Origin of the sequence: Croceicoccus marinus (assembly GCF_001661675.2) — a bacterium.
Taxonomy (GTDB): Bacteria; Pseudomonadota; Alphaproteobacteria; order Sphingomonadales; family Sphingomonadaceae; genus Croceicoccus; species Croceicoccus marinus.
Map to the genome: position 1 here is coordinate 474511 of NZ_CP019603.1, position 26057 is coordinate 500567.

Consider the following 26057-nt stretch of genomic DNA (forward strand, 5'->3'; position numbering starts at 1 on the left):
GCAGAAAAAAGTGCCGCGCTGGCAAATAGTGGGCCTGGACCGCGAGGCGGTTCTCCACTCGTCAGACAAACGGGGGCGGGTGGCCATTCCACGGAAGAGAAAGGCCAGACGATGCAAAAGTCACTCTTGTACGGTTGCTCGATCGCAGCCCTGCTGATTGCCGGACCGGCGCTTGCGCAGGACAACACGAACAATGACCGCAACTTCTCCGACAACTCCACCAACAGTGCTGCAAGCGGTGGACAGACAGGAGCGAACGAAGGGTCCACCGCGACCACCAGCAACAACAACATGGGAAACGATTCTTCCGATAATTCAATCGCGGACTCGGGAAATGACAATTCCGACAACTCGATCGACGTAGCAGACTCCGGAAACGATAGCTCGATGACGGACAATTCGATCGACGTCGCAGATTCGGGCAATGACAATTCCGATAATTCGCTCGACGTCGCCGATTCCGGCAACGACAATTCGATGACCGACAACTCCATCGACGTCGCCGATTCCGGAAATGACAATTCGACGGCCGACAACTCAATCGACGTTGCCGACTCCGGAAATGACAACTCGATGACGGACAACTCGACGGACGTCGCCGATTCCGGCAACGACAATTCGGATAATTCGATAGACGTGGCCGACTCCGGGAATGACAATTCCGATAATTCGACCGACGTCGCGGATTCGGGCAATGACAATTCCGACAACTCGATCCGCGTCGCGGACTCCGGCAATGACAGTTCGGACAATTCGGACAATTCCGATAATTCGATCGACATCGCCGATTCCGGTAACGACTATTCCGACAACTCCATTCGCGTTGCGGATTCCGGCAACGACAATTCAACCACCGCGTCCGACTCGGCATCGGTGTTCGGCGACGGTGCCATCGTCGCTTCGGCAACGCTGTCGGGCTACGTGACCGGCGTAAGCGTCAGCTATGGCGCCGGAAACGAGGATGGTGACAGCTCAACGGCCAACAACAGCCTGGCGAACAGCGGCAGTTCATTCCAGAACTTTGCCGGAATGCAGGCGCTCAACCAGAATACCGGCGTCGGCTCTATGCAGCAGGCAAACGTATCGGTGGCCGTCTCCACCCGCGACGTGAGCTTCTGAATACGAAATGATCTCACGATAACCATGGCAATGACCGGCCCGCTTCCGAAAGGACGGGCCGGATCATGCGGGGGAGACGGACATCATGACCAGATCAGCGGCGATGGCGATGGCGCTTCTCGTCATTCCTGTCCACTCGGCCAGCGCGCAGGACATGGCGACAGGTCCCACGGCAGACGCAGCCGTCCAGGCTCCTGGCGAAATGTCCGGGCCGGGGATATTCGAAAGCGCTGCCGTTTCCGAAGACGCGTTGCAGGCCACCGCCGGCCGGGAGGGTATTTCGCAATATTCGCAGGCCGAACTGGAGGCCGCCGTCGCCCATAACAGCGTGGGCGACAATGCCGTCACCGGGACGGCGCAGATCGACGGCAACGCATTCCAGAACATGTCCGGCCTGTCGATCCTCAACATCAACACCGGCCACAATGTCGCCATCAACGCGGCGATGAACGTCAACATCTCGATCACGCCGGGACCGTGAAGCCTGCATCGGCAATCGCGATCGCGCTCCTGCTAGGCGGATGCGGGGCGCAGGTCACGGACGGGCCCAGGCATTTCACGGCCGGCACGTCGGGCAGCAGCGATTTCGCCTTGCCGCTCGCGTCCATGCAGGAAACCCGCTTTGCCGGGGTCATTCGCCAGAAATACGATTTCAGCTGCGGTTCGGCGGCGCTCGCTACTTTATTGCGGTATCACTATGATTATGACGTCGGAGAGGAACTGGCATTCCGCGGCATGTGGGCGCGCGGGGACCGCGACCAGATACGCAAGGTCGGTTTCTCGCTGCTCGACATGAAGCGCTGGCTGGCCAGCCGCGGGCTGGCCGCCGACGGATACCAGGTGGACCTTGACCAGATCGCCGAGACCGGCGTGCCGGGCATCGCGCTCATCTCGGTCAGGAATTACCGCCATTTCGTCGTCGTCAAGGGCGTGCGCGGTGACGAGGTGCTGCTGGGCGATCCATCGCTCGGCCTCGACGTCATGTCGCGCGAAGAGTTTCAAGGAGCGTGGAACGGCATATATTTCGTCCTGACGGACGATCAGGACCGTGCCCGACGCAGCTTTGGAACGGGACCCCAATGGGCCAGCTATGCACGCGCGCCAGTGGGCACGTTCATGGCTGATCCGATCAGCCAGCAGGCCCTCTCGCTTACCGCTCCGTTCTACCGGGACATCTCATGATCGGCGAGGCGCTCCTGGTCCTCCAAGCGGCCGCCGTGCAGCCTTCGGCGCCGGAAGCGTCGCCAGGTCCCTTCGGTGTGGCCGCACTGTCCGAGGAGGTGTTGGCCCGGCAGCGCGGCGGCATCCGTCTTCCCGGCGGCATCGACGTGTCGCTCAGTGTCGATACCGTCACCGCCATTGACGGGCGCGTGGTACTTCAGACCATCACGCGAATTGCCGAAACTGCGCCGACGGTGACCGCCTATGCGCCTGTCGGGGGCGGGGGGATCGCTTCGCCGGCAATGGCGCAGACGACCCAAGGCACCGCACCGGGCGTCAGCTATGACCCGCGCAACGGGATGACCGTGACCGCCACCATTCCGGCCGTTTCCCTCATCATGTCCAAGGACAGCAGGAACGGTGCCCCAGCCGCCATACCGGGGTTGCAGGCGGTCGATCTGGCCAATTCCGCTGCCACGCCGAACGGGGTTGTCCGACAGGTCGGCGAAGGCGGCGGCTCCGGCGGCGTCGAACTGCAGGGGCTGGATTTTAGCGTCATGCACCTGACCGGCAGCGCGATGGGCGCGACGATCCTCAATAGCGGCAGCGACCGAGCGATCGAGACCAGCACGACCCTGTACATGGACCTGAGCAATGCCGGGCCGGACCTGATCGGATCGTCGATGCTGAGGGTGGAGGATATCGGCCTTCTGGCCGTCGGATCGCGGTTCTGATTATGTTGGGGGAAGCAGGTGAGGGGAACAATTCGGGGCATGTTCGGGCAGATCGGATCTGGGCAAATCGGGTTGGGGAAGGCCAGGCTCGGCCTCGCGGCGATGTTGGGTGGCACGATGCTAACCCATCCCGCACACGCCCAGCAAAGCGATGCTGCCGCGATCCGGGCCGAGCTGGACCGGGCGATGGCTATGATCGCGCAGCAGCAGGAACAACTCGACAGGCAGCGCGGCGAGATTGCCGAGATGCGTCGCCGCCTCGACACCGCATACGCCTCGGCTGCTGTCGCAACCGATGCGCCCGCCGTTTCCGCCGATCGCGATGGTGGTTCGGGGGTGTCCCCTGCCGCCGACGCGCCGGTACCTCTCGTCCGCGTGGGACAGGCCCCGGAGGACGAGGACCAGCCCATCGAGATCGCGGTCCTCGACAATACGAGCAGTGTCGTGACGCCGCGGGGGCGCCTGATCGCGGAAGCGCAGCTCGACTATACGCGCGCCGATCGCAGCCGCGCCGTGTTTCGCGGCGTCAGACTGGCCGAGGTCGTGCTGATCGGCGTGTTTGATATCAACGAGAGCCGACAGGATGTCCTGACCGGCAGCATCGGCATGCGATACGGTGTTGCCGACCGGCTGGAGATCGGCGCGCGCCTGCCATTGGTCTATCGCAGCGACAGTTCCATCATCGCGCCGGTGCCGGGCAGCACCAACAACGACGGGGCCAGAACGATCGAGAATTCAGTCAATGGCTTCGGCCTTGGCGATCTTGAAGTCACGGCGCGATACCAGCTGATCGACGGGCGCAACGGCGCGCCTTATGTCATCGCGAACCTGCAAGGCGTGTTTCCCACCGGATCCAGCCCGTTCGCCGTGTCGCGTGACGAGCTTGGCCGCGCGGAAGAGGTGGCGACCGGCGCAGGCTTCTATAGTATTTCACCCAGCCTCACGGCCATCTTGCCCAGCGATCCCGTCGTGCTGTTCGGAACGCTGGGTTATAACGTCAATGTCGCCAGATCGATCGATACGGTCATCCCGCCCGTTCGCGTCAGCCGTATCGATCCGGGCGATGCCATCACGGCTTCGGCCGGGATCGGGATCTCATTCAATCAGCGCACGACCGTGAACCTGGGATACGCCCATAACTGGGCGTTCGGCACGCGGACCACGACGGCCCTGCTCGACCCGACCCCGGCATGGCCGGACACGCGCGACATCGTTTCGCGCGACCTGCAGCTGGGCCGCCTGCTGTTCGGTGTGACCTACCGGATCAGCGACAGGACAAGCCTGAACTGGGCTGTGGAAGTCGGAGCCACGGAAGACTCGCCTGACCTGCGAACCATCCTGCGGGTGCCCTTCGCATTCTGAGTCGGATGGATTACGGGTCCCGGGCCTGAGCGAGCTTCGCTTTGTCCGCCAGCACCGACCCATGAACAATGCGCGAGATCATACGACTTCCGAAGCCCGGTTTCGGCTTTGCCGGGATGCCCGGTTGGGGTTTTCAGTCCCAGGCGAGCTGAAGGTCTGTCAGCGCGCCAACGTTCCCCGCCCGATAGGTTGGGCTTGTTCCTTCACGAACCCGGAAGGCCGGGATTGCGGAGAGCCATTCATCGAGGAACACGATTGCTTCCAGCCTTGCCAGACCGGCACCCACGCAGCGGTGCGGCCCGGCTCCCATCGTAGTATGGCGAACAGGGGAAAGGTTGCGTTCGAAGTCGACCGTGAGCGGGTCCTCGAAACAGGCCGGATCAAGGTTGTGCATCGAGCTGTTGACGTAGACCAGGTCGCCCGTCTTCAGCGTCACGCCGTCCAGATCGATGTCGCGTACCACGTTGCGTGTCACCGAAACCATGGGATAGCGGCGCATCAGTTCGTCGGCGGCCTGCGGCATCAACTCGGGACGTTCGCGAAGCAGGCCCTGGTCGGCAGGGTGGCGCGCCAGATGCAGGGAAATGTTGCCGAACATCGACACGACCGTATCGAGCCCGCCGAACAGAAGGTTGCGGCACATGCGCCGCGCTTCCTCGAAGGTCCAGGGCCGCCCCTCGATCGGAACTGCCAGAATGCGACTGAACAGGTCCGATCCCGGCGAGGCCAGACGCTCTTCCACATAGGGACGCAAATAATCGTCGGCCGCGTCCCGCAGCTGTTCGACGGTCATCGTGCCGTCGGGCCGGGTCAGTTGCTGGCCAAGCGGGCGAAGACGCGCGCGGTCCTCGGTCGGAACGCCAATCAGGCTCAGGAAGACGTGGATCGGGACGATCTCGGCGAATTCCTGCATGAACTCGCAGCCGCCGCGCGGACGCAGCTGTGCGACGAGGTCGCGCGTCACCGCCCGGATCACGGGCTCCATGGCCATCACGTGATTATTGCCGAAGCCCTTCATCACGGTCGTCCGGAACGGCTTGTGCTCAGGCGCGTCCTGCTGAAGCGGGATGAAGCGCATCACCTCACCAAGACCCGGAGTGACGGCAAGAGCTTCGTTCGAAAAGGTCTCTGCGTCCTTCCATATCGTACGGGTCAGTTCGCCGTCGGTCGCGATCCAGTGGCCGCCATTGGCACTGGTCCACACGAGGCGATGCTTGCCGCGCAGTGTCGCCCAGGCCGCGAAATAGTCGCTTTCGCCACCGGGCGGCGCGTATACATCGAATTCGACGACGCGGTCAGCAGGTACATTCGCCGGACACGATACTGTTTCAGAAGTCATGGAGGCATACTCCCCGCTCGTTTGTTATGTATCTTGGGATCGGGGCTACCGCCGGGTACGGCAACTCCCAAAAAATATAGCGGCGCAGCGGCAGGCCGCCAGATAGACGGAAGATCAGCGACTAGGCCGATGGCTCATTGCCAGATCGAACGTCTGTGTTCGTCCGCAATTCTAAAGCGATGAACCCCCATCCAGAACAAATTCCGCGCCCGTGGCAAAGGCGCTCTCGTCACTGGCGAGGTAGAGGCACAGGGCAGCGACTTCTTCCGGTCTGCCGATCCGGCCCACGGGATGTCCGGCGACCCATTCGGCATAGAGCGCGTCCGGATCGTCGGACTGTGCCAGGACCTTGTCGAGGATGGGCGTATGGATGACTCCGGGATGGACCGAATTGCACCGCATCCCGTATTTCTGGCGCGCATAATGGAGAGCGACCGACTTGGTCATATGGGTCACGCCGGCCTTTGCAGCGTTGTAGGCGACGAGGTAATGCTCGGCCCGGATGCTGGCCATGGAAGCGATGTTGATGACAGAGCCGCCCGTGCGCTTCATCAAGCCGATAACGTGCTTGCAGCCGAGGAATACGCCGAGCAGGTCCACGTCCAGTTCGTGCCGGAACGCATCCAGCTTCAGGTCCTCGACATATTCGAACGCGGCGATCCACTGTTCCTCCCGCGTTACGTCGAGGGAGACGAACTCGGCCGCCTCGCCAAGCTCGGAGGCGAGAGACGATCCTTTCCATGAAACTGGAAAATCGACTTCGCCAGATCTATGCCAGCTGTGCCACCTTCATCCATGGACGCCTCCTGCTGTGGTATTTTTACACCTCCACTCTGGCACAGCGATGCCGTCAGGGGCGTCCGCCCCAACGCTTTCGGAAAAGATTCGACGAAGGAAGGCAAACGACCAGAATGGGATGCAAAGGTGAACGACCAATTCTTGTCATGTCCCGCCGATCCGCTGTTACCGCGTGACGCAGCAGAGCCACCGACGCGCGCCCCCTCGGCACGCAGTCGCCAGCGTCTAATCCCGTCGCCGCCCTTCGCGGGTATAGACCAGGTTGATGCTGGTGAAGGTCACCGCTTCGGTTCCATCCTCCAGCACCACGGCATAGCGGGTCAGGGCCGTGCCGCGATCGTCGCGCGATTTCGAAGGGATCAATTTCACGATGCGCGAGGTGACGTGGATCACGTCGCCCGACCGGATCGCGCGGTGCAGCCGCATCTCGTCCCAGCCGATGCCGCAGACGTAATCGATGTCGCTGTTGATCTCGTGATCAAGCTGCCGCCACATCGCCAGCACATGAATGCCGCTGGCCACCACTTCGCCGAACACCGAATCCTTCGCGGCTTCGGGATCGGAGTGGAACCATTGCGGATCGTATTGCCGCGCGAACTCGACGATTTCGTCGCGGGTTACGCTGCGGCTGCGCGACTTGCGGAAATCGCCGACCTCCAGATCCTCGAAGCAGATCGTCGGGCGGTTGGGGTCGGTGCCGCTCACAGCCGGTCCACCCTCGCCTCGTCCAGCAGGCGGATCAGGCCCGATTGCGCGGTGCTGGCGACGATCTCGCCCTGACGGGTGAACAGATTGCCGGTGCCCAGCGCGATGGATTGCGCCGCCGACGGGCTGGTCAGCGAATAGAGCATCCAGTCGTCCAGCCGCGCCGGGCGGTGGAACCACACGGAATGGTCGAGCGAGGCTGTCTGCAGCCGGTCGGCGGCAAAGCCGATGCCCAGCGGCGCAAGGCCGACATGCAGCAGATGCAGGTCGGTCATATAGGCCAGCAGCGCGAAATGATCGCCGGCGGGCCCATCCCAAGGCTCCTTCAGCCGCACCCAGAACTGCTGCACGCCCGGCTCGGGCGGGCGGGCGTCGATGCGAAAGGTCTGGACCGGGCGCCATTCGAACATGTGGTCGCGCAGCCAGAAAGGCTCGTGCCGCTCGGCCAGTTCGGTCGAGCCATGCAGCACGTCTTCCATCGAGAGGAGATCGCTCGGCGGCGGCACATCCGGCATGGCGGCGCCATGCGTGGGCGCACCCGGTTCCTCGGCATGGAACATCGCGTTCATCGCCAGGATGATCGCTTCGCCCTGCCGCGCCACGATCCGCCGCGCGGAAAAGCTGCGCCCGTCGGAATCGCGCTCGATATGATAGCTGATCGGCTTGGCAATATCGCCCGGCGTCTGGAACATGGCATGGCAATGCGCGGGCCACTTGCCGCTTTCCACGGTGCGCTGCGCCGCGGTCAGCGCCTGCGCGATCACCTGCCCGCCATACAGCCGGATCAGCGCGCTGGGCAGCGGAGGCGCGACAAAGCGGTCATCGCCTTGCCGCTCCAGCGCAAACAGCCCTTCCCGCTCCAGCCTGCGCGGCGGCCCGGTATAGGACCGCGCGTTCCGGGATTCCTCGGCCAGCGCTTCGTCCGCCATCAGCCGCCCGTGACCTGGTCCTTCAGCACCTGCTGCACCCGCGCCCGTTCGGTCACGACATTCAGCCCGATGCGGCGGTCCAGCTCCTCGTGCCAGTGATAGATGCGCCGCTCCTGATAGTTCAGCGGCATCCCGCGAAAGCCCTTGCTCTCCAGCGATTCCTGGATCTGCGGGGCATATTGCAGATCCTCGTAAAGGATGCGCGTCCAGTTATCGATCCGCGTCTTCCAGAGCGGGTGCGGATCGGCGGGATCGTGATCGGGGGCCAGCCAGTTCGACACCACCTCGCACTTGCGACGGCCGCGCGGAATGAACTGCAGCAGCGGAATGCCGCTGTCCGACGGCGGCATCACCAGATTGGGGAAGATGTGATAGCTGACGTTGTTTTCGGCCGGAACGGGGGTGATCGTCTCGATCTTGGGCATGCCGATGGTGCCCGGATCGGTCCAGTCGGGCCGCCGGTTGGGCGTCATCATCCGGCTATGCCCATTGGGCCACAAGGTCACCAGCATGCCGCGATGATCCAGGAACCGGTCCACCGTGTTCTGGTGGATCGACGAGATGTGATACACCTCCAGGAACGCGTCGAGCAGCACCTTCACATTGCAATCGACGTCATAGCGCTTGCTGTCCACCAGCCGCAGATTGCCCAGATCGTACTGCTCCAGCTCTTTCGCCATCGGGCCGATATGGTCCTTCAGCGGCTGCGCCTCGGGATCCTCGTTCAGGAAGATCAGCGTGCCCAGCAGGTCGCAGCGCACCTCCACAAGCGAACGGCACGACATGTCGAGCTCGACGAAATCGCGCTTGTCGCGCACCGCGACCAGCCGCCCGTCCAGCGTATAGCTCCACCCGTGATAGCCGCATACGAAACCGCGCGACTGGCCCTTCTCCTCGGTCACCAGCGGCGCGCCGCGGTGCTGGCAGGTGTTGTAGAACGCCTTGACCTTTCCATCCATGTTGCGCGTGACGACGATGGGCGAACCGGTATCGCGCGTCACGAACCAGCTGCCGTTTTCGGGGAGCTGGTCGGTATGGCCGACATAGCGCCACGACCGCTTCCACATCCGCTCTTCCTCAAGCGCAAGGAACTCCGCATCGGTATAGCGGCAGCCGGGAATGTCGGGCAGCGCGGGAAAATCCTCGGGCGGCGTCTTGCGCGACCGTTCGAAATCCATCGCGTCCTGCACCTGCGCGATCGTGTCGCGGTTGAGTTCCATGGCCTTCAGCTCCCTTCTGTGCCGCGATCATCGCAACAGCGCAGCGAAAAAACAAGCACGAATGTTTTTTATCTGGCGGGAGCCACGCGTTCAGGCGCGCTGGTCCTCGCGCGCGGCGCGGGCCTTGCGGGCAGCCTCGACAATCTCGGCGGTGGTGGGATTGCGCCGCAGTCGCAGTCCGCCGCTGACATGCAGCGTCTCGCCGGTCATGAAACATTCGTCGGACGCCAGCCAGACGATGCCCGCCGCGACATCATCGCTCGTCCCCACGCGGCCCAGCGGATAGGCTTGCGCAAAGCAGTCGACGATGGCTGCGTTGCGCGCCGCGCGCTCGGTCATCGGCGTGGCGGTAAAGCCGGGCGCGATCGAATTGGCGCGGATGCCGCGGTGGCCGAACTCGTTCGCCACGCAGCGCAGCACGTGGTCCGCCCCCGCCTTGGTGCCCATATAGGCAGCGTGGTCCTCCAGCATGATCGTGGCGGTCGCGCTGGTGACCTGGATCAGCGATCCGCCATCGTTCATCGCCCGCAGCATCGCCTGGTAGAACTGGAACGCACCGGTGAACTGCAGCGCGACCATCCTGTCCAGATCCTGGCGCGTAGTCTCCAGGAACGGCTGGATCAGCCCCCAGCCGGTGGCATTGACCGCGATGTCGACCCCGCCCAGTCCGCGCGCCTGCGTGCCCAGCGCCGCCAGGTCGCTTTCGCTGGTGATGTCGCAGACCGCGGCATGGCCGCCGATCTCGCGCGCCAGTGCCTCCAGCGGCTCGGCGTGGCGGCCCGCGACCAGGCAGGTCGCCCCCTCGGCCGCCAGCCGACGCGCGATCGCCTGTCCCATGTTGCCTTCGCCCGCCGCGCCGATCACCACGGCCAGTCGCCCTGCGAATTGATCTTCCGCCATCTGTCTCTCCACGCTTTTGTTCTTCGGGCGCGATGATGGCACGAATCAAAACAAACATGAACGTTTGTTTTTATTTTGCTTTCCTGTCCCTGCGCTCTATCATCCTTGGCGACGGAACAGAGATCAGCGGGTCCAACCGCTCGGCGTCGACGGAGAAAGGATGCGATCATGGGGCAAGCGCCGCCATATTTGTCCATGGGCAAGATGCTGCGCGCATCCGCCCTCGCGAATGGAGAGCGTGATGCCATCGTCTTTCCCGATGATCGCCGCAGCTACGAACAATTGCACCGCGCAGCGCGCCGCTGGGCCAAAGGCTTCGTCGCCGCGGGGGTAAAGCCCGGCGAGCATGTCGGCATCCTGCTGCCCACCCGCATCGATTTCTTCGAGATCTTCTTCGGCATACTGATGGCGGGTGCGGTCGCCGTGCCGGTCAATGCGCGCTACCAGTCGGGCGAATTGCGCTATCTGGTCGCCAATGCCGATCTCGTCATGCTGGTGACGACGGGGCGCGTAGCGGAGAACGTCGATTTCGCCGACCGCCTGCAAAAGGCGTTTCCCGACCTGGGCGAAAACCAGGATCCCTCGCGGCTGTCGCTGCAGGACGCGCTCGACCTGCGGCAGCTAATCTGCCTCGACCCGCCGTGCCAGCCCGGGCTGACCGCGCCCGAGGCGATCCTGCAGGCAGGCGAAGACATTGCCGAAGAGGAGATCGACCGCCGCATCGACGCGGTAGGGGACGAGGACGTGGCGATGATCCTCTACACCTCTGGCACCACCGCACATCCCAAGGGCGCGCTGATCACCCACCGCGGGCAGGTCGCGAACAGCCGCAACCTGGGCACGCGTTACGAGGTCACCAGCGAGGACAAGGTCTGGTCGCCGCTGCCGATCTATCACATCGCGGGAATCCTGCCGATGGTGATGATCCTCGACCGCGGCGGCGCATACATGACCGTGCCGCATTTCGATGCGGGCGTCGCGCTCGACATGCTGGAGCGCGAGGGCGGGACCATCGCCTATCCCAGCTTCGTCACCATCATGCAGGATTTGATCACGCATGACAGGTTCGCCTCGACCGACCTGTCGAGCCTGCGGGTGATGAACAGCAATTTCGCGGTGCAGCCCGAATGGATCAAGCTGGCCGTGGCCAAGGCGATGCCGAACACCATCCAGGTCGGCACCTATGGCCTGACCGAAGGCGCGGGCACGGTGTCGACCAGCCGCCTCGACGACAGCTATGAGATACGCACGGGCCGCTGCGGCAAGCCGCTGCAGGAATGGGAAATCCGCATCGTCGATCCCGAAACCGGCAAGGACTGCCCCCCCGGCCAACAGGGCGAAATCGTGCTGCGCGGGCCCAACATGCTGAAAGGCTATTACAAGTCGCCCGACAAGACCGCCGAGGCGATCCGGGGCGGCTGGTTCCACACCGGCGACCTCGGCAGCGTGGATGAGGGCGGCAACGTGATGTTTCACGGCCGGACCAAGGACATGCTGAAGGTCGGCGGCGAAAACGTCGCCGCGGCCGAGATCGAGGCGCATCTGCAGACCCATCCGGCGGTCAAGCTGGCGCAGGTCGTCGGCGTGCCCGATCCGCGCTATAGCGAAGTGCCCGCCGCCTTCATCGAACTGGCCGCCGGGCAGGACTGCAGCGAAACCGATTTGATCGAGCATTGCCGCGGCTTCCTTGCCAGCTTCAAGGTGCCGCGCAGCGTGCATTTCGTGCGCGAATGGCCGATGTCGACATCCAAGATCCAGAAGTTCAAGCTGCGCGAGAGATTGCTGGCCCAGGGCGCCGAGGCGGACGGAGCGCCGGCCGCCTGATGGCCCTGCCCCCCTCCCCCATCCGGCAGATCGCCTTCTTCGTGCCCGACGCCTGGGCCGCGGCGCACGCGCATCACGCGGCGCACGGGTCGGGCCCGTTCCTGCTGGCCGAGAACATTCCGCTGGCGCAGGCGACCTATCGCGGCCAGCCCGCCCATCTCGACCACAGCTCCGCCTATGGCCAGTGGGGTGATGTGATGGTGGAGTTCGTCCAGCAGAACAATCCCGGCCCATCGGTCTTTCACGACCTCTATCCCGAGGGGTCGGGACGCTTCGGCCCGCACCATACCGCGATCTTCGTCGACGATGCCGACGCCGCCGCCGACCAATGGGCCGCCGCGGGCTATCCCAGCGCGTTTCGCGGCGTGATGGAGGACGGTTTCGTCTATCACTTCGCCGACACCACCGCGCTGTGCGGGATGATGACCGAACTCTACGCCGCGACCGACCAGCTGCGGTCCTTCTACGACCATGTCGCCGCCATCGCAGGCGATTTCGCGGGCCATCCCGTCGTCCGCACGATCAAGCTGTAGAGAACCGCCGCGCGCTGGCACCGGCCAACGGCGAAAACGGACCGCCGCCGCGGCGATCCGTTTCCCCCTCATGGCCGGTTGCCTAGGCGGTGATGACCGCGATCTTCGCGCGGACCTCCACCGTTTCCTCGGGCTGCGCCAGGATTTCCTTCAATATGCCGCTGGCGGGTGCGGGCACCTCGACCGTGGTCTTGGCCGCCTCGATCTCCACCAGCGGTTCGCCTTCCTCGACCCTGTCGCCCGGCTGCTTCAGCCAGCGCACGATCTCGGCGTCCTGCATGCCCATGCCGAACTGCGGAAGCATCACGTCGATATCTGCCATGTTTCGTCTTCCCCTCAGGCCGCGACCGGTTGCTCGGCATTCATCAGCCTGCGCGCGGCGGCCGCCACGCGATCGGCGCTGGGATAGAGCGGCTTTTCGATCGGCGGGCTGAACGGCAGATGCGTGTCGGGCGTCGTCACGCGCAGCACCGGTCCCTTCAGCGCATCGAACGCATGCTCGGCGATATGGGCGGAAATCTCGCTGGCCGCGCTGCAGGTCTGGTGCGCGGGATCGACGCAGATCGCGCGGCCCGTCTTGCGTACCGACTGCAGGATCAGCTCGCGGTCCAGCGGCACCAGCGTGCGCGGATCGACCACTTCCAGCGATATGCCTTCCTTTTCCAGCATCGCCGCCGCCTTCAGCGCGATCGGCACCGCGCCCGCCACCGCGACCACGGTGATGTCGCTGCCCTCGCGCTTGATGTCGCCCTTGCCCAAGGGAATCAGGAAATCCGGATCGTCGGGCAGCTCCGACTTCGACGTCCAGCATGTGCTGTCCTCGAAACACAGCACGGGATCGTCGCTGCGGATCGCGGCCTTCAGCAGGCCCTTCATGTCATAGGCGGTTGCGGGCGCGATGATCTTCAGCCCCGGCATGTTCATGAACATCGAATAGGGCCGGTCCGAATGCTGCGCGGCATTGGAATTGCCATAGAACATGCACGACCGGATCACGAGCGGCAGCTTCGCCTGCCCGCCATAGATATAGCGCGACTTGGCGATGATCGAGCAGATCTGGTCCATCGCGGGATACAGGAATGACGAGATCGTCGCATCCACGATCGGCCGCATGCCGACCATGGCTGCGCCCGCGCCCGCGCCGATGAAGCCGTTTTCGGAAATCGGTGTGTCCAGGATGCGTTCCTTGCCGAATGTGTCGACGAAGCCGGTGGTGGTGCCGAAGACATTGCAGCGAATGTCCTCGCCCATCATGAACACGCTGTCGTCGCGTTCCAGCTCCTCTTGCTGCGCCTGTCTTATGGCTTCCAGGAATGTGGCTTTTGCCATGGATTTTCGCTCCGCTGATTGGGGGGCCGCGTCAGGCGGTCAGATGGTCGGGAATGGGCAGACGGTCGGTGAAGACGTCGTCGAACGCCTCTTCCGCTTCGGGATAGGCGGCACCGCGCGCATACTGGATCGCGTCGGCGACCTCGTCGGCGGTCTCGCTTTCGATCGTGTCGAGCACGGCGGGATCGACGCCTTCCTCCTCCAGCCGCTGGCGATAGAGCACCAGCGGGTCGCGCGATCTCCAGTGCTCCTCCTCGCCCTGCCGCGGAGTCAGGTTGCGGCCCATGTTCACCGCGTGGTCGCCGTATCGATAGGTCTTGGTCTCGACGAACACCGGGCCCTTGCCCGAACGCGCGTGGTCGACCGCCTCGGTCACGGCCTGCTCGACCGCGTCCACGTCCTGCCCGTCGACGATGATCGCCTTCATCGCATAGGCCTTGGCGCGGTCGGCCAGGTCCTTGACGGGCACCGCGTCGCCGACGGGGGTCGACATGCCGTAAAGATTGTTCTCGCACACGAACACCGCGGGCAGGCACCATGCGGCGGCCAGGTTCATGCCTTCATGCGCCGCGCCCTCGCTGGTCGCGCCGTCGCCGAAGAAGCAAAGCGCCACCTGCCCCGTCTTCTTCAGCTTCGCGCCCAGCGCCGCGCCGGCGGCGACCGGCACGCCAGATCCGACGATGCTCGTCTCGCCCAGGCTGCCGATGGAGAAATCGGACAGGTGCATCGAACCGCCCTTCCCCTTGCAGACGCCCGACGCCTTGCCCAGCAGTTCGGCCATCAGCGGGCGCATGGCCGCGCCCTTGGCGATGGGGTGGCCATGGCTGCGGTGGTTGCCGACCATGTAGTCGTCGCCGCGCAGCGCCATGCAGGAACCCACGCCCGACGCCTCCATCCCCGCATAGGTGTGCAGCGCGCCGGGTATCTCGCCCTGCGCGTGGATGGATTCGGCCAGATCCTCGAATTGCCGGATGCGCTGCATGCGGCGGTATTTTTCCAGCTTGCGGATGTTGGATGGCGTGTCGTTCATGAAATATCCCTTCCTTTCAGCCCAGCGCCGGTTCGGCCTCTCTGGCTGTCTCGATCAGTTGCAGCGGGGTGGCGTACATTGGCTCGGGCGCGCCGGAGGTGACCGCATAGACATTCTCCATGTGGCAGGGCCCCAGCTTGGCGCCGAAGAACAGGCTGTCCAGGCTGACCAGCATGTCCTCCTCCATCACGAAGCCCTGCTTCACCCCCGCAAGCCCGGTGGCGGGAAACGGCAGCGGAATCTCCAGCGGCATCAGCCCGATGCCATGCGCGACGACCAGTAGCTTCTCGGGCGTGGCGACGCCCTTGGACTTCAGATGCTCGTATCCGATCATCGGCAGCGTGCTGGTCGATACGCCGGGGCGCAGCCGGTCCACCATCATCAGGAATGCGTCGCGCAAGATGTCGTGCAGGCGGCGATAATCCTCACTCGCGCGGCCGACGACGGCGGTGCGGTTGATGTCGATCCAGAACCCGTCGAGCACGCCCTGCGTTTCCAGGATCACGATATCGCCCTCGCGCAAGGCGCGATTGCCGGTGGTGCGGAACAGGTCGGGAATGAACTCGTCATCCTCGTAGCTGCCGCCGAACAGCATCGCGCCTTCGTCGACCGGGACCACGCCGTTTCGCACCATGAAATCGCAGATGCCCGCCTGCACGTCGTTCCAGTCCACGCCCGGGCCCAGCAGCGATCCGGCATGCGCGATCACCCGGTCGGCCATCACGCCCACCTTGCGATAGGTTGCCAGCTCCTGCGCGGTCTTCACCACGCGCACCCGCATCAGCAGGTCGAGGCAGTCGGAAAACTCGTGCGGCAGGCCGCCCGCGATCCCGGCGGAAATGCGATGGCTGTCAAAGCCGATCCGCTTGCCCGCCATGCCGTGATCGGCAAGAGCCGCGCCGATGGCGGCAACGATGTCGCCCCGGCACTCGCCGCGGATCGACCCGGCCAGCGCCATCGCGTCCTCGGCCAGCTGCCCGCCCTTGCGGTCGGGATCGACATAGCGGCTGACCTCGCAGAAATTCAGCATGTCGAAGGTGCGGATCTCGTCGAAGCTGCAGACGGGCGCATCCCGGTTCAGCACCGCCACGATGCCCAGGTTCGCCTCCGGGATCACCAGTATCGCCGGTTTTGCCTCGTCGGCAAAGACGATCGCGCCCGCGAAAGGCTCCTGCTGGGTCCAGCGTTCCAGGATCGAGTGATAGCCCGTGGCATAGCGCACATCGTGCGGATGGGTCAGGACAACCGCGCCCAGGCCTTCCTCAGCCATCTTCATGCGCAGCCGCGCCGCGCGGGGGTTGGGATCGCTCATGCCGGCGCCCTTTCCCTGCCTTCTTTCCCCGCGGCAGCCTTGTCCCTGGCCGCCCCTTCGTTCGAGATGTCGTTGGTCATCTTCCCTTCGGACAGGTCGCGCAGGAATTCATGGTTGAAGACGAAGCGGATCTCGCCCTCCTCGCCGGTGAAGGCGACAGCGCCGTGGCCCATGAACAGATATTCGGTGCGTTCCTTGCAATGCGCCTCTGCATGGCGCGACCCGATGGGTTCATAGCCGTATGTGCCCTTGGGCGCGGAGCCGACATCATAGATCAGCTCGCCCTTGGTGACGAAATACTCGCCCGGACCCAGGTGCCAGTGCGGGGCAAAGGTCGCGCCCGGCTCCATCTCGACGAACAGCACCCAGTCGCCCGTCTCGGCGCTATAGCGCAGCAGGCGGATGCTGGTGCCGGTGCCCAGCATCAGCGGCTCGGTATCGTCGATATTGACGATCAGGTCGCCGGGCTTTCCTGCATCGTGTCTTTGGCCGGCATCGTGCTTGTGGCTCATGGCTTTCACTCCTGTCTCGAAATACGGCGGTCACATCGTGGCGGTCAGGCCCTCGTCGGCGGCGATCACCGCGCCGTGCAGCGCGCTGGACCGTGGGCCGAGGAGGAAGAGGATGAGGTCGGCGATCTGTTCGGGTTCCATGAAGAACTGGCGGCGCGGGCTGGGGTGGCCGTCCATCAGCGCGGCGATAGCGCTCTCGCCCTCGGGCGTGCGCAGGCCCGCCGTCAGCGGGGTGGCGACCGCGCCGGGACACACGCAATTGATGCGTATGCCCTTCGCGCCCAGTTCCGCGGCCAATGTGCGCGCCAGCATGGCGACACCCGCCTTGGACGCGCTGTATGCGCTGTCGCCCGCGCGGCCCGCGGTGCCGCTGACCGATCCGACGAAGACGATGCCGCCCGCCCCAGCCTCGATCATTGCGGGCAGCACCGCATTGGCGACATAGAAATTGCCTTTCAGGTTCACGTCGACATGGCGGTCGAACAGCGACACCGGGCTGTCGGGCACGGGATTGGGCTGCCACACCGCCGCATTGTTGACCAGCAGCGTGGCGGGCCCCAGCTCTCTTGCGAGCCGGGCGACCGCGGCTTCGACGGCCGCATTGTCCGCAATGTCGAGGCAGGCGAAACCGTCGATCTCGCCCGCCTCCCGCGCGCTTCGCAGGCTGTCCTCGCTTTCGTTGGAAAGGACTGCCACACGCGCACCGCCTTCGCGCAGCAAGCGCGTGACGGCGGCGCCGATGCCCGACGTGCCCCCGGTGACGATGGCGGTCCGGCCTGCGAAGGGCGCATCATCGTTCATTGCGCGGTGAACCCGCCGTCGACGACCAGCGCCGACCCGTGCATGTATCCCGCATCGTCGCTGGCGAGGAAACGCACCGCCTTGGCGATGTCCTCCGGTTCCGCCAGCCGCCCGATGGGATGCGCCGGGGCCAGTCCCTCGCGCGCGGCCTCGACGCTTTCGGCAAAGCCCTCGTCGACGAAGCGCTGCATGATGTGGTCGACCATGCCGGTGTTGACGCCGCTGGGATGCACCGAATTGACCCGGATCTTGTAGCCAAGGGCCGAAAACTCCAGCGCCGCGGCCTTGGTCATCATCGTCAGCGCCGCCTTCGACGCGCAATAGCCAGTGTGCAGCGGCGACCCGATCAGCCCCGCGACCGACGCGATGTTCACGATGGCAGCGCCGTGCGGCAGCTTCTCGCCGCTGCGACGCATCAATTGCGCGGCGATCTTGGTGCCCAGGAAAGGTCCCTCGACATTGACCGCCATCTGCTTCTTCCAGTCGGCGAGCGAGGTGTTCTCCAGCTTCTCGACCACCACGATGCCCGCGACATGGACCAGGATGTCGAGCTGGCCGTGCTCCGCCTCGACCGCGCCGATCACGCGCGACCACGCGGCCTCGTCCGTCACGTCGAGCTGGTGATAGTCGGCCACCCCCTCGCCGGTCCCGGGGCTTTCGGGAATATCCGCGCCGATCACATGCGCGCCCGCGCCCGCCAGCGTGCGGGCGATTTCCGATCCGATCCCGCCGGTCGATCCGGTGACAAGGGCGATCCGCCCGTCGAGCGCGCCCGTCATTGCATCGCTCCCATCCGGGCGAAGCTGCCCAGCGGGTCGCATTCGCGGATCATCGGATCCTCGGCCAGACAGGCCCACCCCTCGTCCGACATGGCAAGGTGATAGTCCATGTTGGCATGACGCTCCTTCGCCGCTTCGTCGGCGAACACCTCGACGAAATGGAACCGGTTCGCGGCTCCGTTGTCGCGCAGCACCTCGAACACCAGCGTATCGGGTTCGTTGGCGTGAACGTCCTTGCGCAGCTGCGTGACCAGCTCGGCAAAGCGTTCGGCCTTGCCCGGCTTGACGAGTACGGTCATGAGTATGGCAATCATGCAGTTACTATCCCTTCGTTGATGGCTGAAGGCCGATGAGAAGCGAGATCCTGGCAGAGGCGGTGGCCGCGCTGCGCGGCGGACAGGCAGGCCGCGCGCTGGCGCTGGTCGCCCCGCTGCTGCAGCGTGACCCGGCCGATGCCGATGCGCTGACGGTACGCGGCATGGCGCTGCAGGCGACCGGCGCGCAGGACGATGCCATCGCCGCGATGCGCGCCGCCCATGCCGCCGATCCGGGCAATCCGGCCCGCGCGGTCAATCTGGGGCTGATGCTGAAGGCTGGGGGGCGGCACGGCCGCGCAGTCGCCATGCTGCAGCAGGCGGTGGCGGCAAGGCCGCAGCATGGGCCAAGCCTTGCCAATCTGGGTTCCTGCCTGATCGCCGCGGACCGCGCCTGCGAAGCGGTACCCGTGCTGGAACAGGCGGTGGCGCTGACCCCGCAGGACGCGGGCGCGCATAATAATCTGGGCGTCGCGCTCGCCCGCTGCGGCGATGACGAGGCTGCGCTGCACCCCTATGCCGCCGCCCTTGCGCTGCGCCCCGCCTTTCACGAGTCGCGGCTGAACCGCGCCGATGCGCTGCGCCGCCTGAAGCGCACAAAGGACGCACTGACCGATGCGCGCGCGGTGCTGGCCGCCGACCCGGCGAACCAGCGCGCCGCCAATATCGCGGGCATGGTGAGCGAGGCGCTGGGCGACGACGATGCCGCCATCGCCATCTGGCGCGCTGCGCTGGATCGCGGCACCAGCCACCCGGTGGGCGTCAACCTGATGCGCCTGCTGCTGAAGCGCGGGCGAGCGGAGGAGGTCCCGCCCGTCGCGCGCCGCCTGCTGGACGCGCAGCCCGGCAGCACGACTCCGCTCGCCTATCTCGTCGCCGCGCTCGACCGCATGGGCGACGGCGAGGCGCGCGACAGGCTGGGCGGCGACGACCGTTTCGTGAAGATCATCGATATCGCCCCGCCTCCGGGCTTCGCCGCGCTGTCCGACTTCAACGCCGCGCTGGAAAGCGAATTGCGTGCCGATCCCTCGCTGACGTTCGAGCCCGAGGGGCTGGTAACGCGCAAGGGCCGGCAGAGCGCAGACCTCGCCGAGGCGCGCACCCCCGCTCTTGCCGCGCTGGCGGGTCTTGCCAGGGATGCGCTGGCCGATCATGCCGCCAGCCTCGACGACGAAGGGGGCCGGGATTTTCTGGCGGCGCGGCCCGCCGAATGGTCGCTGACATTGTGGGGAACGCTGCTCGGCCCCGGCGGCGCGGTCGATCCGCATATCCACGCGCCCAACTGGCTGTCGGGCGTCTATTACCCGTCCGACATGCCCGGCACCCAGGACGAAGGCGCCTTCGCCATCGGCCTGCTGCCCGAAGAGCTGGGCGGCGGCGGCACGGCGCGGATCATACGTCCCCGGGCGGGACGCATGATCCTGTTCCCCTCGTTCCTGTGGCACGGCACGCTGCCCTTTCCCTTCAGCGAAGAGCGCATCAGCCTCGCCTTCGACATGGTGCCGGAGGGGGTGGGCCGCCCGCACCGCCTGCCGCGCTAGGCGGAAGGACGCTGCGGGCAGGCCCGGGGAGAAGCGGCAGGCCATGGCCTAGTAATCCAGCCACAGTTCCACGCCGAACGAGCGCGGCGGGGCGTAATTGGTGAAGTTGAACAGCCCCGCGACCGAATTGGCCGCCACGCGATAGGTCTCGTCCAGCAGGTTGCGGCCATAGAGCGAGACGCGCAGCCCCGACGGATCGGTCCAGTTGATCGACGCCCCCACCAGCGTGCGCGCCTGCCCCTGCGTGAAGGGCGCGTTCAGCGTGACGGATTCGAATTCCGACTGATAGTTGATGTCGGCGCCGATATCGATCTCGCCGAAATCGAACGGCGGCAGCTGGTAGCGTGCGTTCCCGCCGACGGTCCATTCGGGCACGTTGCGCAGGCCCAGGAAGGACGCGTCCTCGTTCGTTCCGTCGCCGTCGATGTCGGTGAAGAATTCCAGGTACTTGGCCTTCTGCCAGCCCAGCGACGCGCCCAGCGTCAGCCCCTCGACCGGGACCGCGCTGCCTTCGACCTCGATGCCATAGACCTCGGCCTTGCCGGCGTTGGTGGTGCGCGTCTCCTGCCCCGGCAGGCCGGTGATCGGATCGACGAAGGGCACCACCGCATCGCGCTGAAGATCGTTGTAGCGGACATAGAACCCCGCAAGGTTCAGCCGAGCGCGGCGGTCCGGCGTCTCGGTCTTGAAGCCCAGCTCGAAGCTGTCTGCGGTCTCCTCCTCGAACGGCAGGGCGGATGTGGCCGACATCGCCTGCTCGTTGTATCCGCCCGATTTATAGCCCTGGCTATAGGTGAAGTAATTGTTGATGCCGGGCGTGATTTCCCACCGGTAACCGGCGCGGATCGTCGGCTTCTCGAAACTGGCGGAGTCCGAATATTCGGGCCAAAATCCCGTCTCGATGATCGAACGGCGCACCTGCGGACGGACGGAGAAGCTCTTGTCCTCCATGGTATAGCGCGCGCCGAAGAACACTGACAGCGGATCGCTGATATCGTATTCCGCCTCGCCGAACACCGCATAGCTGTCGACCTTGTAGTCGGCGGTGGACTGGTTCGGATCGCTCAGCGCGGTCGGATCGCCCAGGAAGCGCAGGAAGCCCAGGAAGCTGGTCGCCCGCGCATCCAGCGTCTGGCCCCAGTACATCGCCCCGACGGTAAAGCCGAACCGGTCCGAGAAGTCGGAGGTGAAACGCGTCTCGAAGCTGTATTGCTCGCGCACGTCGTTGCGGGTCGACACGAACAGATAGGCATTCTCGCCGGTGTAGTCCGACGGCAGGATCGACTTGACCCGGCGAAAGCCGCCCACCGCGGTGATCGTGCCAAGGCCCAGCATGTTGTGTTCGCCGCGCAGATAGGCGCCGTCGATGTCGATCCGGTGGCCCAGCAGCGTGCCGGGGCATGTCTCCGCGTCGATGTCGCCCTCGCACAATGTGGTGCCAGTGTTGAACGGGTCGGTTCCGTCGGTCTGGATGCCGGGAAAGCCCACCACGTCGAAGAGGAAGCCGGGCGGCGTTTCGTTGACGGAAGGCGGAGAATCCCCACGGTCGCGCAGGAATTCGTATGTCAGCATGAACTCGGTATCGGGGCTGGCTTCCCACAGCAGCTTGGCGCGCGCGTTGAAATAGCGGGTGCCGCCGAAATTATCGTTCGTCGCGGGCCGGCCCTGCGGCTCGTCCACGTCGTTGTTCTTGGTCAGCTTGTAATAGCCGTCGCTCTCCTGGAACGAACCGGCGAAGCGGAAATACAGCCCGTCGGTGATCGGCAGATTGAGCGAGGCCTTCACGTCCTTGGTGTCGAAGCTGGCGTAACCCAACCGGATCTGCCCGCCCAAGGTGGTTTCCGGCCGCTTGGTGATGACATTGACCACCCCGCCGACAGTGTTCTTGCCGAACAATGTTCCCTGCGGACCGCGCAGCACCTCGATCCGCTCGACATCGAACAGGTCGAACAATTGCGTCTGGACGTGGCCCAGCACGAAATCGTCGACGACGACGCCCACGGCAGGCTCGAACGTCAGGATGATGTCGCCGGTGGACTGGCCGCGTATGCCGATCGATGCCGCGTTGAAGCCCGGCACGTTGGTGATGACCATGTTGGGCACGTCGCCCGCCAGCGCGCGTATGTCGGCAGCGAACTTGTTGTCGATCGCCTGCGAGGTGAAGGCGGTGACGGCGACGGGCGTTTCCTGCAGCGATTCCGACACGCGCCGGGCGGTGACGACGATATCCTCAAGCCCCGTGGCCTGCCCCTGGGAGCGGCCCTGCACGGAATCCGGCTGCGCGGGACCCAGCGTCTCCTCGCGCCCCAGCGGGTTGCCCTGGTCGACAGCGGTATCGGGGTCGATAGCGGTATCTGCCGGCGCATCGCTGGTCTGCGCCAGCGCCGCATTGCTGGCGGAACAAAGAAGCCCTGCGACTGCCAGGCGCAAGGCACAACTCGATTGTCGGCGGAATCCACCCATCGGCTTTCCCTCTCCATGTCGCCGTCCGCGGTTCTTTTCGGCGCGAATCGGCTTTGCATCGCCCCTTTACGGAGCAGTGCAAACAAAAGAACATGGATAATCATTTTCGCCAAGTGAAAAACAAACATAGATGTTTTTTTCTTCGTCGTCTTTCGCGCAAGGGCGCAGGAAGCTAAGGATCGCACGACGATGAACGAACCGCACAACAATGCCCCCGATGCATCAGGGTCCGACGCAGCGCCCGATGCAGACGGCGCCGACGCCCCTGGAAGCGAGGTGCATTTGACCCGCAAGGGCGGGTCGCGGCGGGTTCCCAAGCGCTATACCAGCCCCGCCATGGCCGAGCGGCGCCAGCGCATCATCGATTGCGCGCACCGGCTGCTGGGCGAAGCGGGCGAACAGGGCCTGACCATCGCCCGCCTCTGCCGCGAGGCGGGGGTCGCGCCGCGCACGATCTATCGCCTGTTCACCGACAAGGACGGGGTGATCTTCGCCACCGTGGCCGACCGCATGCGCGAGGTGCGCGGCCATATCGCGCGGCAGAACCGCACCTATACGCTGGACACCGTATTTGAAGAGCTGGACTGGATGGTCTGCGAGATGGAGCGCGACACCGAATATGCCCGCGTCGCCATCGGCTTCAACTTCTCGCTCAATCCGCGCCGGGCGGAAATTCGCGAATTGCGCTCGGTCGCCTACAACCGGTTCCGCAACTGGCTCGACCTGGAAATCGCGGCCGGGCACACGCGCGGCGATCTCGACCTTGAACGCGTCGCGCAGCGGCACGTCGTGGGCGAATTCCTGGTCTATCGCCGCTGGGCGATCGGCATGACCGACAGCGACGAATGCCGCATGGAACTGCGCTGCAGCTTTCTGCAAAGCGCGGCGATCGTGCTGACGGGCGAGCCGCAGGAACGCGCGCTGCGGCTGCTGGGAGAGATCCACGGCAGGCTGGGCATGTCGGACATCGGAGCACGCGCATCCACCAATCGCGCGCAGCGCGATGCGGGCGAGGATTTCGAAGGCCGCGCCTAGCGCGCCTCCTCGCCCTCCCCCCGCGCAAGCGCATAGGCGACGACGTAATCGCCCGGCGTCGATCCCAGGAACCCGTGCCCGCCCGCGGCCACCACCACGAACTGCCGCCCGCTTGCCGGCGAGACATAGGCCATCGGGGTCGCCTGCCCCCCGGCGGGAAGCCGTCCGCGCCACAATTCGCGCCCCGTGCCCGTGTCGAACGCCCGCAGGTAATCATCCAGGGTCGCGGCAATGAACGTAACCCCGCCGGCGGTGGTGATCGGCCCGCCGATGCTGAAGATGCCCGGCACCGCGATGCCCAGAGGCGCGATATCCTCCGACGTGCCGAGCGGGACCTGCCACGCCACTTCGCGCCTGCCGATGTCGATCGCGGTCAGGTGCCCCCACGGCGGCGTTGTGCAGGGTATGCCCAGCACCGACACCATCGGCTCCATCGTCAGCGCGTAATCGGTGCCCAGCTGCGGCAGCATGCCCGACGTGTGGGCATTGCCCGCTTCCTGCCCCGCCATTTCGTCCCGCTTGTGCAGCGTCACCATCTGCGGAATCGCCGAGCTGTTCACCAGCATCAGCCCGCGGCGCTGGTCCACGCTGGCGCTGCCCCAGTTCAGCATGCCGAAGATGCCCGGATATTGCAGCGCCCCGCGGGTCGAGGGCGGCGTGAAATCGCCCTGATAGTCCAGCGAGCGATAGCGGATGCGGCACAGCATCTGGTCGAACGGCGTCGCGCCCCACATGTCGCTTTCGCGCAGCCGCGCGGGTATCAACGAGGGAAAGCCCGTCTGATAGGGCTGGGTCGCGGCATAGCGCTCGCCCGGCACCTTGCCCTGCGGGGCGGGCCGTTCCTCCACCCCCGTCAACGGCTGGCCCGTGCGGCGGTCAAGGATGAAGATCTCGCCCCGCTTGGTCGGCACCGCGACGGCGGGCACCGTTCCCGAACCTGCGGGAAAGTCGAACAGCACCGGCTGGGCGGGCACGTCATAGTCCCACAGATCGTGCCGCACCGTCTGGAAATGCCATCGCACGCGCCCCGTCCGCGCGTCCAGCGCCACGACCGAACTGGCATAGCGTTCAAGCTGCGGGCTGCGATGCGTGCCGACATGGTCTGGCGTGGCATTGCCCGTGGGCACATAAACCAGCCCCAATGCGGGATCGGCGCTCAATACGCTCCACGCATTGGGCGATCCGTGGGTATAGGTTTCCCCCTCCCCCAGGGGGGGCGCGTCGTCGGCCATGCCCGAATCCCACGCCCACAGCAGGCGGCCCGTGCCGGTATCATACGCGCGCACCACGCCCGACGCCTCTGCCGATGTGAAATTGTCGCGCACATAGCCGCCCAGCACCGCCGTATCGCCGATCACCACCGGCGGCGACGTCGTATAGGTCGCCCCGCGATCGAACTCGCCCAGCCCTTCCAGTAGCGAGACAGTGCCCCCGTCGCCGAAGTCGGCGCAGGGCGCCCCGGTTTCGGGGTCCAGCGCCACCACCGCGCCGACCGGCGTGCAGAACACCAGCGTATCGTCCACCATCAGCGGCGTCGCCATGAAGGACATCACCTGCGCGATCTCGGGCCGGGCGGCATTGCTGTCGCCGGTGCGATAGCGCCACGCCTCGGTCAGGCGGGCGGCATTGGCGGGGGTGATCTGCGCGGCGGGCGAATGGCGCGTTCCCGCCGAATCGTGCCCATAGGCGCTCCATTCCGCCGCAGCGTCCAGATGGGCCGACGGTGATCCCGGCGGTGACGCGTGCGCCGCAGCAATTTCGCTGGCGCCGCGCATTCCCGAATCGCTGGCCGCATAGCTTCCCGCCAGCACCAGCGCCGCTGCAAGCCCCGCCGCCAGGACGGCTTGCCCGGCGCGGCGGGCCCCGTCCCCCGCGACGGCCCGGCGCACGAACGGAACCGCCAGCACCAGCGCCAGCACCGCCGGGCCCGCCAGCCGGGGCAGCAGCGGCCAGAACGCGAACCCCGCCTCCACCAGCGCCCAGGCCAGGGTCGCCAGCAGGAACGCGGCATAGAGCCATAGCGCCGCCGCCCGGCCGCGGAACGCCAGGATTCCGCTTACAAGCAGCACCGCCCCCGCGCACAGGTAATAGGGCGATCCGCCCAGCATCAGCAGCCGCGCGCCGCCTGCGCCCAGCACCAGCCCCAGCACGATAAGCAGCACCGCCAGCCCATGGCGCAGCACCCTGCCTGCGACATTCGTGCCCATTCCAGGCCCCTCCATCCTTGCGCGCGGTCGTGACGCCGCGATCCGCCTCAAATGGAGCATGTATGTTCAATTTTGCAAGCGAATCGCGTCCGGGCGCTGCAACCCGAGGA

Annotated in this window: 26 protein-coding genes; 10 read left to right on the top strand and 16 right to left on the bottom strand. The window is 65.5% G+C overall.

Features of this window, described 5'->3' with window-relative positions; translation table 11 throughout:
• Positions 1 to 111 precede the first annotated feature (111 nt).
• The 5 genes from A9D14_RS16345 (at position 112) to A9D14_RS16365 (ending at position 4376) form a co-directional block, all read left to right on the top strand.
• Positions 112 to 1119: a hypothetical protein gene (locus A9D14_RS16345; protein ID WP_066850306.1), complete on the top strand. Its 1008-nt coding sequence runs from the start codon at positions 112 to 114 to the stop codon at positions 1117 to 1119.
• Positions 1120 to 1204: 85 nt separating this feature from the next.
• Entirely contained in the window at positions 1205 to 1600 is a 396-nt protein-coding gene (locus A9D14_RS16350; RefSeq protein ID WP_157668288.1) for a hypothetical protein, read from the top strand.
• Positions 1597 to 2301, top strand: a complete 705-nt coding sequence (locus A9D14_RS16355) for a C39 family peptidase (protein ID WP_066850312.1) — start codon at positions 1597 to 1599, stop codon at positions 2299 to 2301. The genes A9D14_RS16350 and A9D14_RS16355 overlap by 4 nt, the downstream gene beginning before the upstream one ends.
• On the top strand, positions 2298 to 3014 hold the full coding sequence (locus A9D14_RS16360; RefSeq protein ID WP_066850315.1) for a hypothetical protein: 717 nt from the start codon (positions 2298 to 2300) through the stop codon (positions 3012 to 3014). Before A9D14_RS16355 ends, A9D14_RS16360 begins: the two co-directional genes overlap by 4 nt.
• Before the next feature lie 117 nt (positions 3015 to 3131).
• The gene (locus A9D14_RS16365; protein WP_157668289.1) at positions 3132 to 4376 is read left to right on the top strand and encodes a transporter; all 1245 of its coding nucleotides are present in this window, start codon (positions 3132 to 3134) and stop codon (positions 4374 to 4376) included.
• Between the two features lie 133 nt (positions 4377 to 4509).
• Here A9D14_RS16365 and A9D14_RS16370 read toward each other — a convergent pair whose 3' ends face one another.
• Positions 4510 to 5715 carry a cytochrome P450 gene (locus A9D14_RS16370; protein WP_066850324.1) on the bottom strand — a complete coding sequence of 402 codons (1206 nt, stop codon included), beginning with the start codon at positions 5713 to 5715 and terminating at the stop codon, positions 4510 to 4512.
• A gap of 171 nt (positions 5716 to 5886) precedes the next feature.
• Positions 5887 to 6315, bottom strand: coding sequence for an SDR family oxidoreductase (locus A9D14_RS16375; protein ID WP_232469001.1), 429 nt, complete (start codon positions 6313 to 6315; stop codon positions 5887 to 5889).
• On the opposite strand from A9D14_RS16375, the gene A9D14_RS20205 reads away from it, so the two are divergent.
• Complete coding sequence (locus tag A9D14_RS20205; protein ID WP_232469003.1) at positions 6280 to 6459, top strand: hypothetical protein; 180 nt, start codon at positions 6280 to 6282, stop codon at positions 6457 to 6459. The two genes, A9D14_RS16375 and A9D14_RS20205, sit on opposite strands and share 36 nt — an antisense overlap.
• Before the next feature lie 279 nt (positions 6460 to 6738).
• Here A9D14_RS20205 and A9D14_RS16380 read toward each other — a convergent pair whose 3' ends face one another.
• The 4 genes from A9D14_RS16380 to A9D14_RS16395 form a co-directional block, all read right to left on the bottom strand.
• Positions 6739 to 7218: a MaoC/PaaZ C-terminal domain-containing protein gene (locus A9D14_RS16380; protein WP_083988129.1), complete on the bottom strand. Its 480-nt coding sequence runs from the start codon at positions 7216 to 7218 to the stop codon at positions 6739 to 6741.
• A complete protein-coding gene (locus tag A9D14_RS16385) occupies positions 7215 to 8147 on the bottom strand; it encodes an acyl-CoA thioesterase (RefSeq protein ID WP_066850326.1) in 933 nt (310 codons plus the stop codon). The genes A9D14_RS16380 and A9D14_RS16385 overlap by 4 nt, the downstream gene beginning before the upstream one ends.
• Positions 8147 to 9367 (bottom strand): aromatic ring-hydroxylating oxygenase subunit alpha, encoded by a 1221-nt coding sequence (locus A9D14_RS16390; protein WP_066850329.1) that lies wholly within the window; start codon positions 9365 to 9367, stop codon positions 8147 to 8149. Before A9D14_RS16390 ends, A9D14_RS16385 begins: the two co-directional genes overlap by 1 nt.
• A 90-nt stretch (positions 9368 to 9457) precedes the next feature.
• A complete protein-coding gene (locus tag A9D14_RS16395) occupies positions 9458 to 10267 on the bottom strand; it encodes an SDR family oxidoreductase (protein ID WP_066850330.1) in 810 nt (269 codons plus the stop codon).
• A 168-nt stretch (positions 10268 to 10435) separates the two neighbouring features.
• On the opposite strand from A9D14_RS16395, the gene A9D14_RS16400 reads away from it, so the two are divergent.
• Together A9D14_RS16400 and A9D14_RS16405 are read left to right on the top strand one after the other, a co-directional pair.
• Complete coding sequence (locus tag A9D14_RS16400) at positions 10436 to 12091, top strand: class I adenylate-forming enzyme family protein (RefSeq protein WP_066850331.1); 1656 nt, start codon at positions 10436 to 10438, stop codon at positions 12089 to 12091.
• Positions 12091 to 12624 (top strand): VOC family protein, encoded by a 534-nt coding sequence (locus tag A9D14_RS16405; RefSeq protein WP_083988130.1) that lies wholly within the window; start codon positions 12091 to 12093, stop codon positions 12622 to 12624. The genes A9D14_RS16400 and A9D14_RS16405 overlap by 1 nt, the downstream gene beginning before the upstream one ends.
• 82 nt (positions 12625 to 12706) lie before the next feature.
• On the opposite strand, the gene A9D14_RS16410 is transcribed toward A9D14_RS16405, so the two are convergent.
• From A9D14_RS16410 to A9D14_RS16445, 8 genes are read right to left on the bottom strand one after another with little or no spacing between them, the layout of a single operon-like run.
• Positions 12707 to 12946 carry a lipoyl domain-containing protein gene (locus A9D14_RS16410; RefSeq protein WP_066850333.1) on the bottom strand — a complete coding sequence of 80 codons (240 nt, stop codon included), beginning with the start codon at positions 12944 to 12946 and terminating at the stop codon, positions 12707 to 12709.
• A gap of 14 nt (positions 12947 to 12960) precedes the next feature.
• Complete coding sequence (locus A9D14_RS16415; RefSeq protein WP_066850336.1) at positions 12961 to 13953, bottom strand: alpha-ketoacid dehydrogenase subunit beta; 993 nt, start codon at positions 13951 to 13953, stop codon at positions 12961 to 12963.
• A 31-nt stretch (positions 13954 to 13984) separates the two neighbouring features.
• Complete coding sequence (locus tag A9D14_RS16420) at positions 13985 to 14983, bottom strand: thiamine pyrophosphate-dependent dehydrogenase E1 component subunit alpha (RefSeq protein WP_066850338.1); 999 nt, start codon at positions 14981 to 14983, stop codon at positions 13985 to 13987.
• A gap of 16 nt (positions 14984 to 14999) precedes the next feature.
• Complete coding sequence (locus A9D14_RS16425) at positions 15000 to 16295, bottom strand: M24 family metallopeptidase (protein WP_066850340.1); 1296 nt, start codon at positions 16293 to 16295, stop codon at positions 15000 to 15002.
• The gene (locus tag A9D14_RS16430; protein WP_066850342.1) at positions 16292 to 16807 is read right to left on the bottom strand and encodes a cupin domain-containing protein; all 516 of its coding nucleotides are present in this window, start codon (positions 16805 to 16807) and stop codon (positions 16292 to 16294) included. The genes A9D14_RS16425 and A9D14_RS16430 overlap by 4 nt, the downstream gene beginning before the upstream one ends.
• Positions 16808 to 16837: 30 nt before the next feature.
• Positions 16838 to 17608: an SDR family NAD(P)-dependent oxidoreductase gene (locus tag A9D14_RS16435; RefSeq protein ID WP_066850344.1), complete on the bottom strand. Its 771-nt coding sequence runs from the start codon at positions 17606 to 17608 to the stop codon at positions 16838 to 16840.
• Positions 17605 to 18387: an SDR family NAD(P)-dependent oxidoreductase gene (locus tag A9D14_RS16440; protein WP_066850346.1), complete on the bottom strand. Its 783-nt coding sequence runs from the start codon at positions 18385 to 18387 to the stop codon at positions 17605 to 17607. Before A9D14_RS16440 ends, A9D14_RS16435 begins: the two co-directional genes overlap by 4 nt.
• Positions 18384 to 18701, bottom strand: a complete 318-nt coding sequence (locus tag A9D14_RS16445) for a putative quinol monooxygenase (RefSeq protein ID WP_066850348.1) — start codon at positions 18699 to 18701, stop codon at positions 18384 to 18386. The genes A9D14_RS16440 and A9D14_RS16445 overlap by 4 nt, the downstream gene beginning before the upstream one ends.
• Before the next feature lie 35 nt (positions 18702 to 18736).
• Here A9D14_RS16445 and A9D14_RS16450 point away from each other — a divergent pair, with 35 nt between their 5' ends.
• A complete protein-coding gene (locus A9D14_RS16450; protein WP_066850350.1) occupies positions 18737 to 20242 on the top strand; it encodes a 2OG-Fe(II) oxygenase family protein in 1506 nt (501 codons plus the stop codon).
• A gap of 48 nt (positions 20243 to 20290) precedes the next feature.
• Here A9D14_RS16450 and A9D14_RS16455 read toward each other — a convergent pair whose 3' ends face one another.
• A complete protein-coding gene (locus A9D14_RS16455) occupies positions 20291 to 22672 on the bottom strand; it encodes a TonB-dependent receptor (RefSeq protein ID WP_269769229.1) in 2382 nt (793 codons plus the stop codon).
• A gap of 222 nt (positions 22673 to 22894) precedes the next feature.
• Between A9D14_RS16455 and A9D14_RS16460 the strand changes: the two genes are divergently transcribed.
• Positions 22895 to 23740 carry a TetR/AcrR family transcriptional regulator gene (locus tag A9D14_RS16460; RefSeq protein WP_083988131.1) on the top strand — a complete coding sequence of 282 codons (846 nt, stop codon included), beginning with the start codon at positions 22895 to 22897 and terminating at the stop codon, positions 23738 to 23740.
• On the opposite strand, the gene A9D14_RS16465 is transcribed toward A9D14_RS16460, so the two are convergent.
• Positions 23737 to 25947: an outer membrane protein assembly factor BamB family protein gene (locus A9D14_RS16465; protein WP_066850706.1), complete on the bottom strand. Its 2211-nt coding sequence runs from the start codon at positions 25945 to 25947 to the stop codon at positions 23737 to 23739. The two genes, A9D14_RS16460 and A9D14_RS16465, sit on opposite strands and share 4 nt — an antisense overlap.
• Positions 25948 to 26057: the final 110 nt, after the last annotated feature.

Coding starts and splice junctions, on each gene's coding strand:
- A9D14_RS16345 (WP_066850306.1), top strand. CDS start 112: ATGCAAAAGTCACTCTTGTACGGTTGCTCGATCGCAGCCCTGCTGATT.
- A9D14_RS16410 (WP_066850333.1), bottom strand. CDS start 12,946: ATGGCAGATATCGACGTGATGCTTCCGCAGTTCGGCATGGGCATGCAG.
- A9D14_RS16425 (WP_066850340.1), bottom strand. CDS start 16,295: ATGAGCGATCCCAACCCCCGCGCGGCGCGGCTGCGCATGAAGATGGCT.
- A9D14_RS16370 (WP_066850324.1), bottom strand. CDS start 5,715: ATGACTTCTGAAACAGTATCGTGTCCGGCGAATGTACCTGCTGACCGC.
- A9D14_RS16400 (WP_066850331.1), top strand. CDS start 10,436: ATGGGGCAAGCGCCGCCATATTTGTCCATGGGCAAGATGCTGCGCGCA.
- A9D14_RS16435 (WP_066850344.1), bottom strand. CDS start 17,608: ATGAACGATGATGCGCCCTTCGCAGGCCGGACCGCCATCGTCACCGGG.
- A9D14_RS16465 (WP_066850706.1), bottom strand. CDS start 25,947: ATGGGCACGAATGTCGCAGGCAGGGTGCTGCGCCATGGGCTGGCGGTG.
- A9D14_RS16440 (WP_066850346.1), bottom strand. CDS start 18,387: ATGACGGGCGCGCTCGACGGGCGGATCGCCCTTGTCACCGGATCGACC.
- A9D14_RS16395 (WP_066850330.1), bottom strand. CDS start 10,267: ATGGCGGAAGATCAATTCGCAGGGCGACTGGCCGTGGTGATCGGCGCG.
- A9D14_RS16430 (WP_066850342.1), bottom strand. CDS start 16,807: ATGAGCCACAAGCACGATGCCGGCCAAAGACACGATGCAGGAAAGCCC.
- A9D14_RS16360 (WP_066850315.1), top strand. CDS start 2,298: ATGATCGGCGAGGCGCTCCTGGTCCTCCAAGCGGCCGCCGTGCAGCCT.
- A9D14_RS16390 (WP_066850329.1), bottom strand. CDS start 9,367: ATGGAACTCAACCGCGACACGATCGCGCAGGTGCAGGACGCGATGGAT.
- A9D14_RS16365 (WP_157668289.1), top strand. CDS start 3,132: ATGCTAACCCATCCCGCACACGCCCAGCAAAGCGATGCTGCCGCGATC.
- A9D14_RS16350 (WP_157668288.1), top strand. CDS start 1,205: ATGACCAGATCAGCGGCGATGGCGATGGCGCTTCTCGTCATTCCTGTC.
- A9D14_RS16405 (WP_083988130.1), top strand. CDS start 12,091: ATGGCCCTGCCCCCCTCCCCCATCCGGCAGATCGCCTTCTTCGTGCCC.
- A9D14_RS16415 (WP_066850336.1), bottom strand. CDS start 13,953: ATGGCAAAAGCCACATTCCTGGAAGCCATAAGACAGGCGCAGCAAGAG.
- A9D14_RS16445 (WP_066850348.1), bottom strand. CDS start 18,701: ATGATTGCCATACTCATGACCGTACTCGTCAAGCCGGGCAAGGCCGAA.
- A9D14_RS16460 (WP_083988131.1), top strand. CDS start 22,895: ATGAACGAACCGCACAACAATGCCCCCGATGCATCAGGGTCCGACGCA.
- A9D14_RS16450 (WP_066850350.1), top strand. CDS start 18,737: ATGAGAAGCGAGATCCTGGCAGAGGCGGTGGCCGCGCTGCGCGGCGGA.
- A9D14_RS16385 (WP_066850326.1), bottom strand. CDS start 8,147: ATGGCGGACGAAGCGCTGGCCGAGGAATCCCGGAACGCGCGGTCCTAT.
- A9D14_RS16420 (WP_066850338.1), bottom strand. CDS start 14,983: ATGAACGACACGCCATCCAACATCCGCAAGCTGGAAAAATACCGCCGC.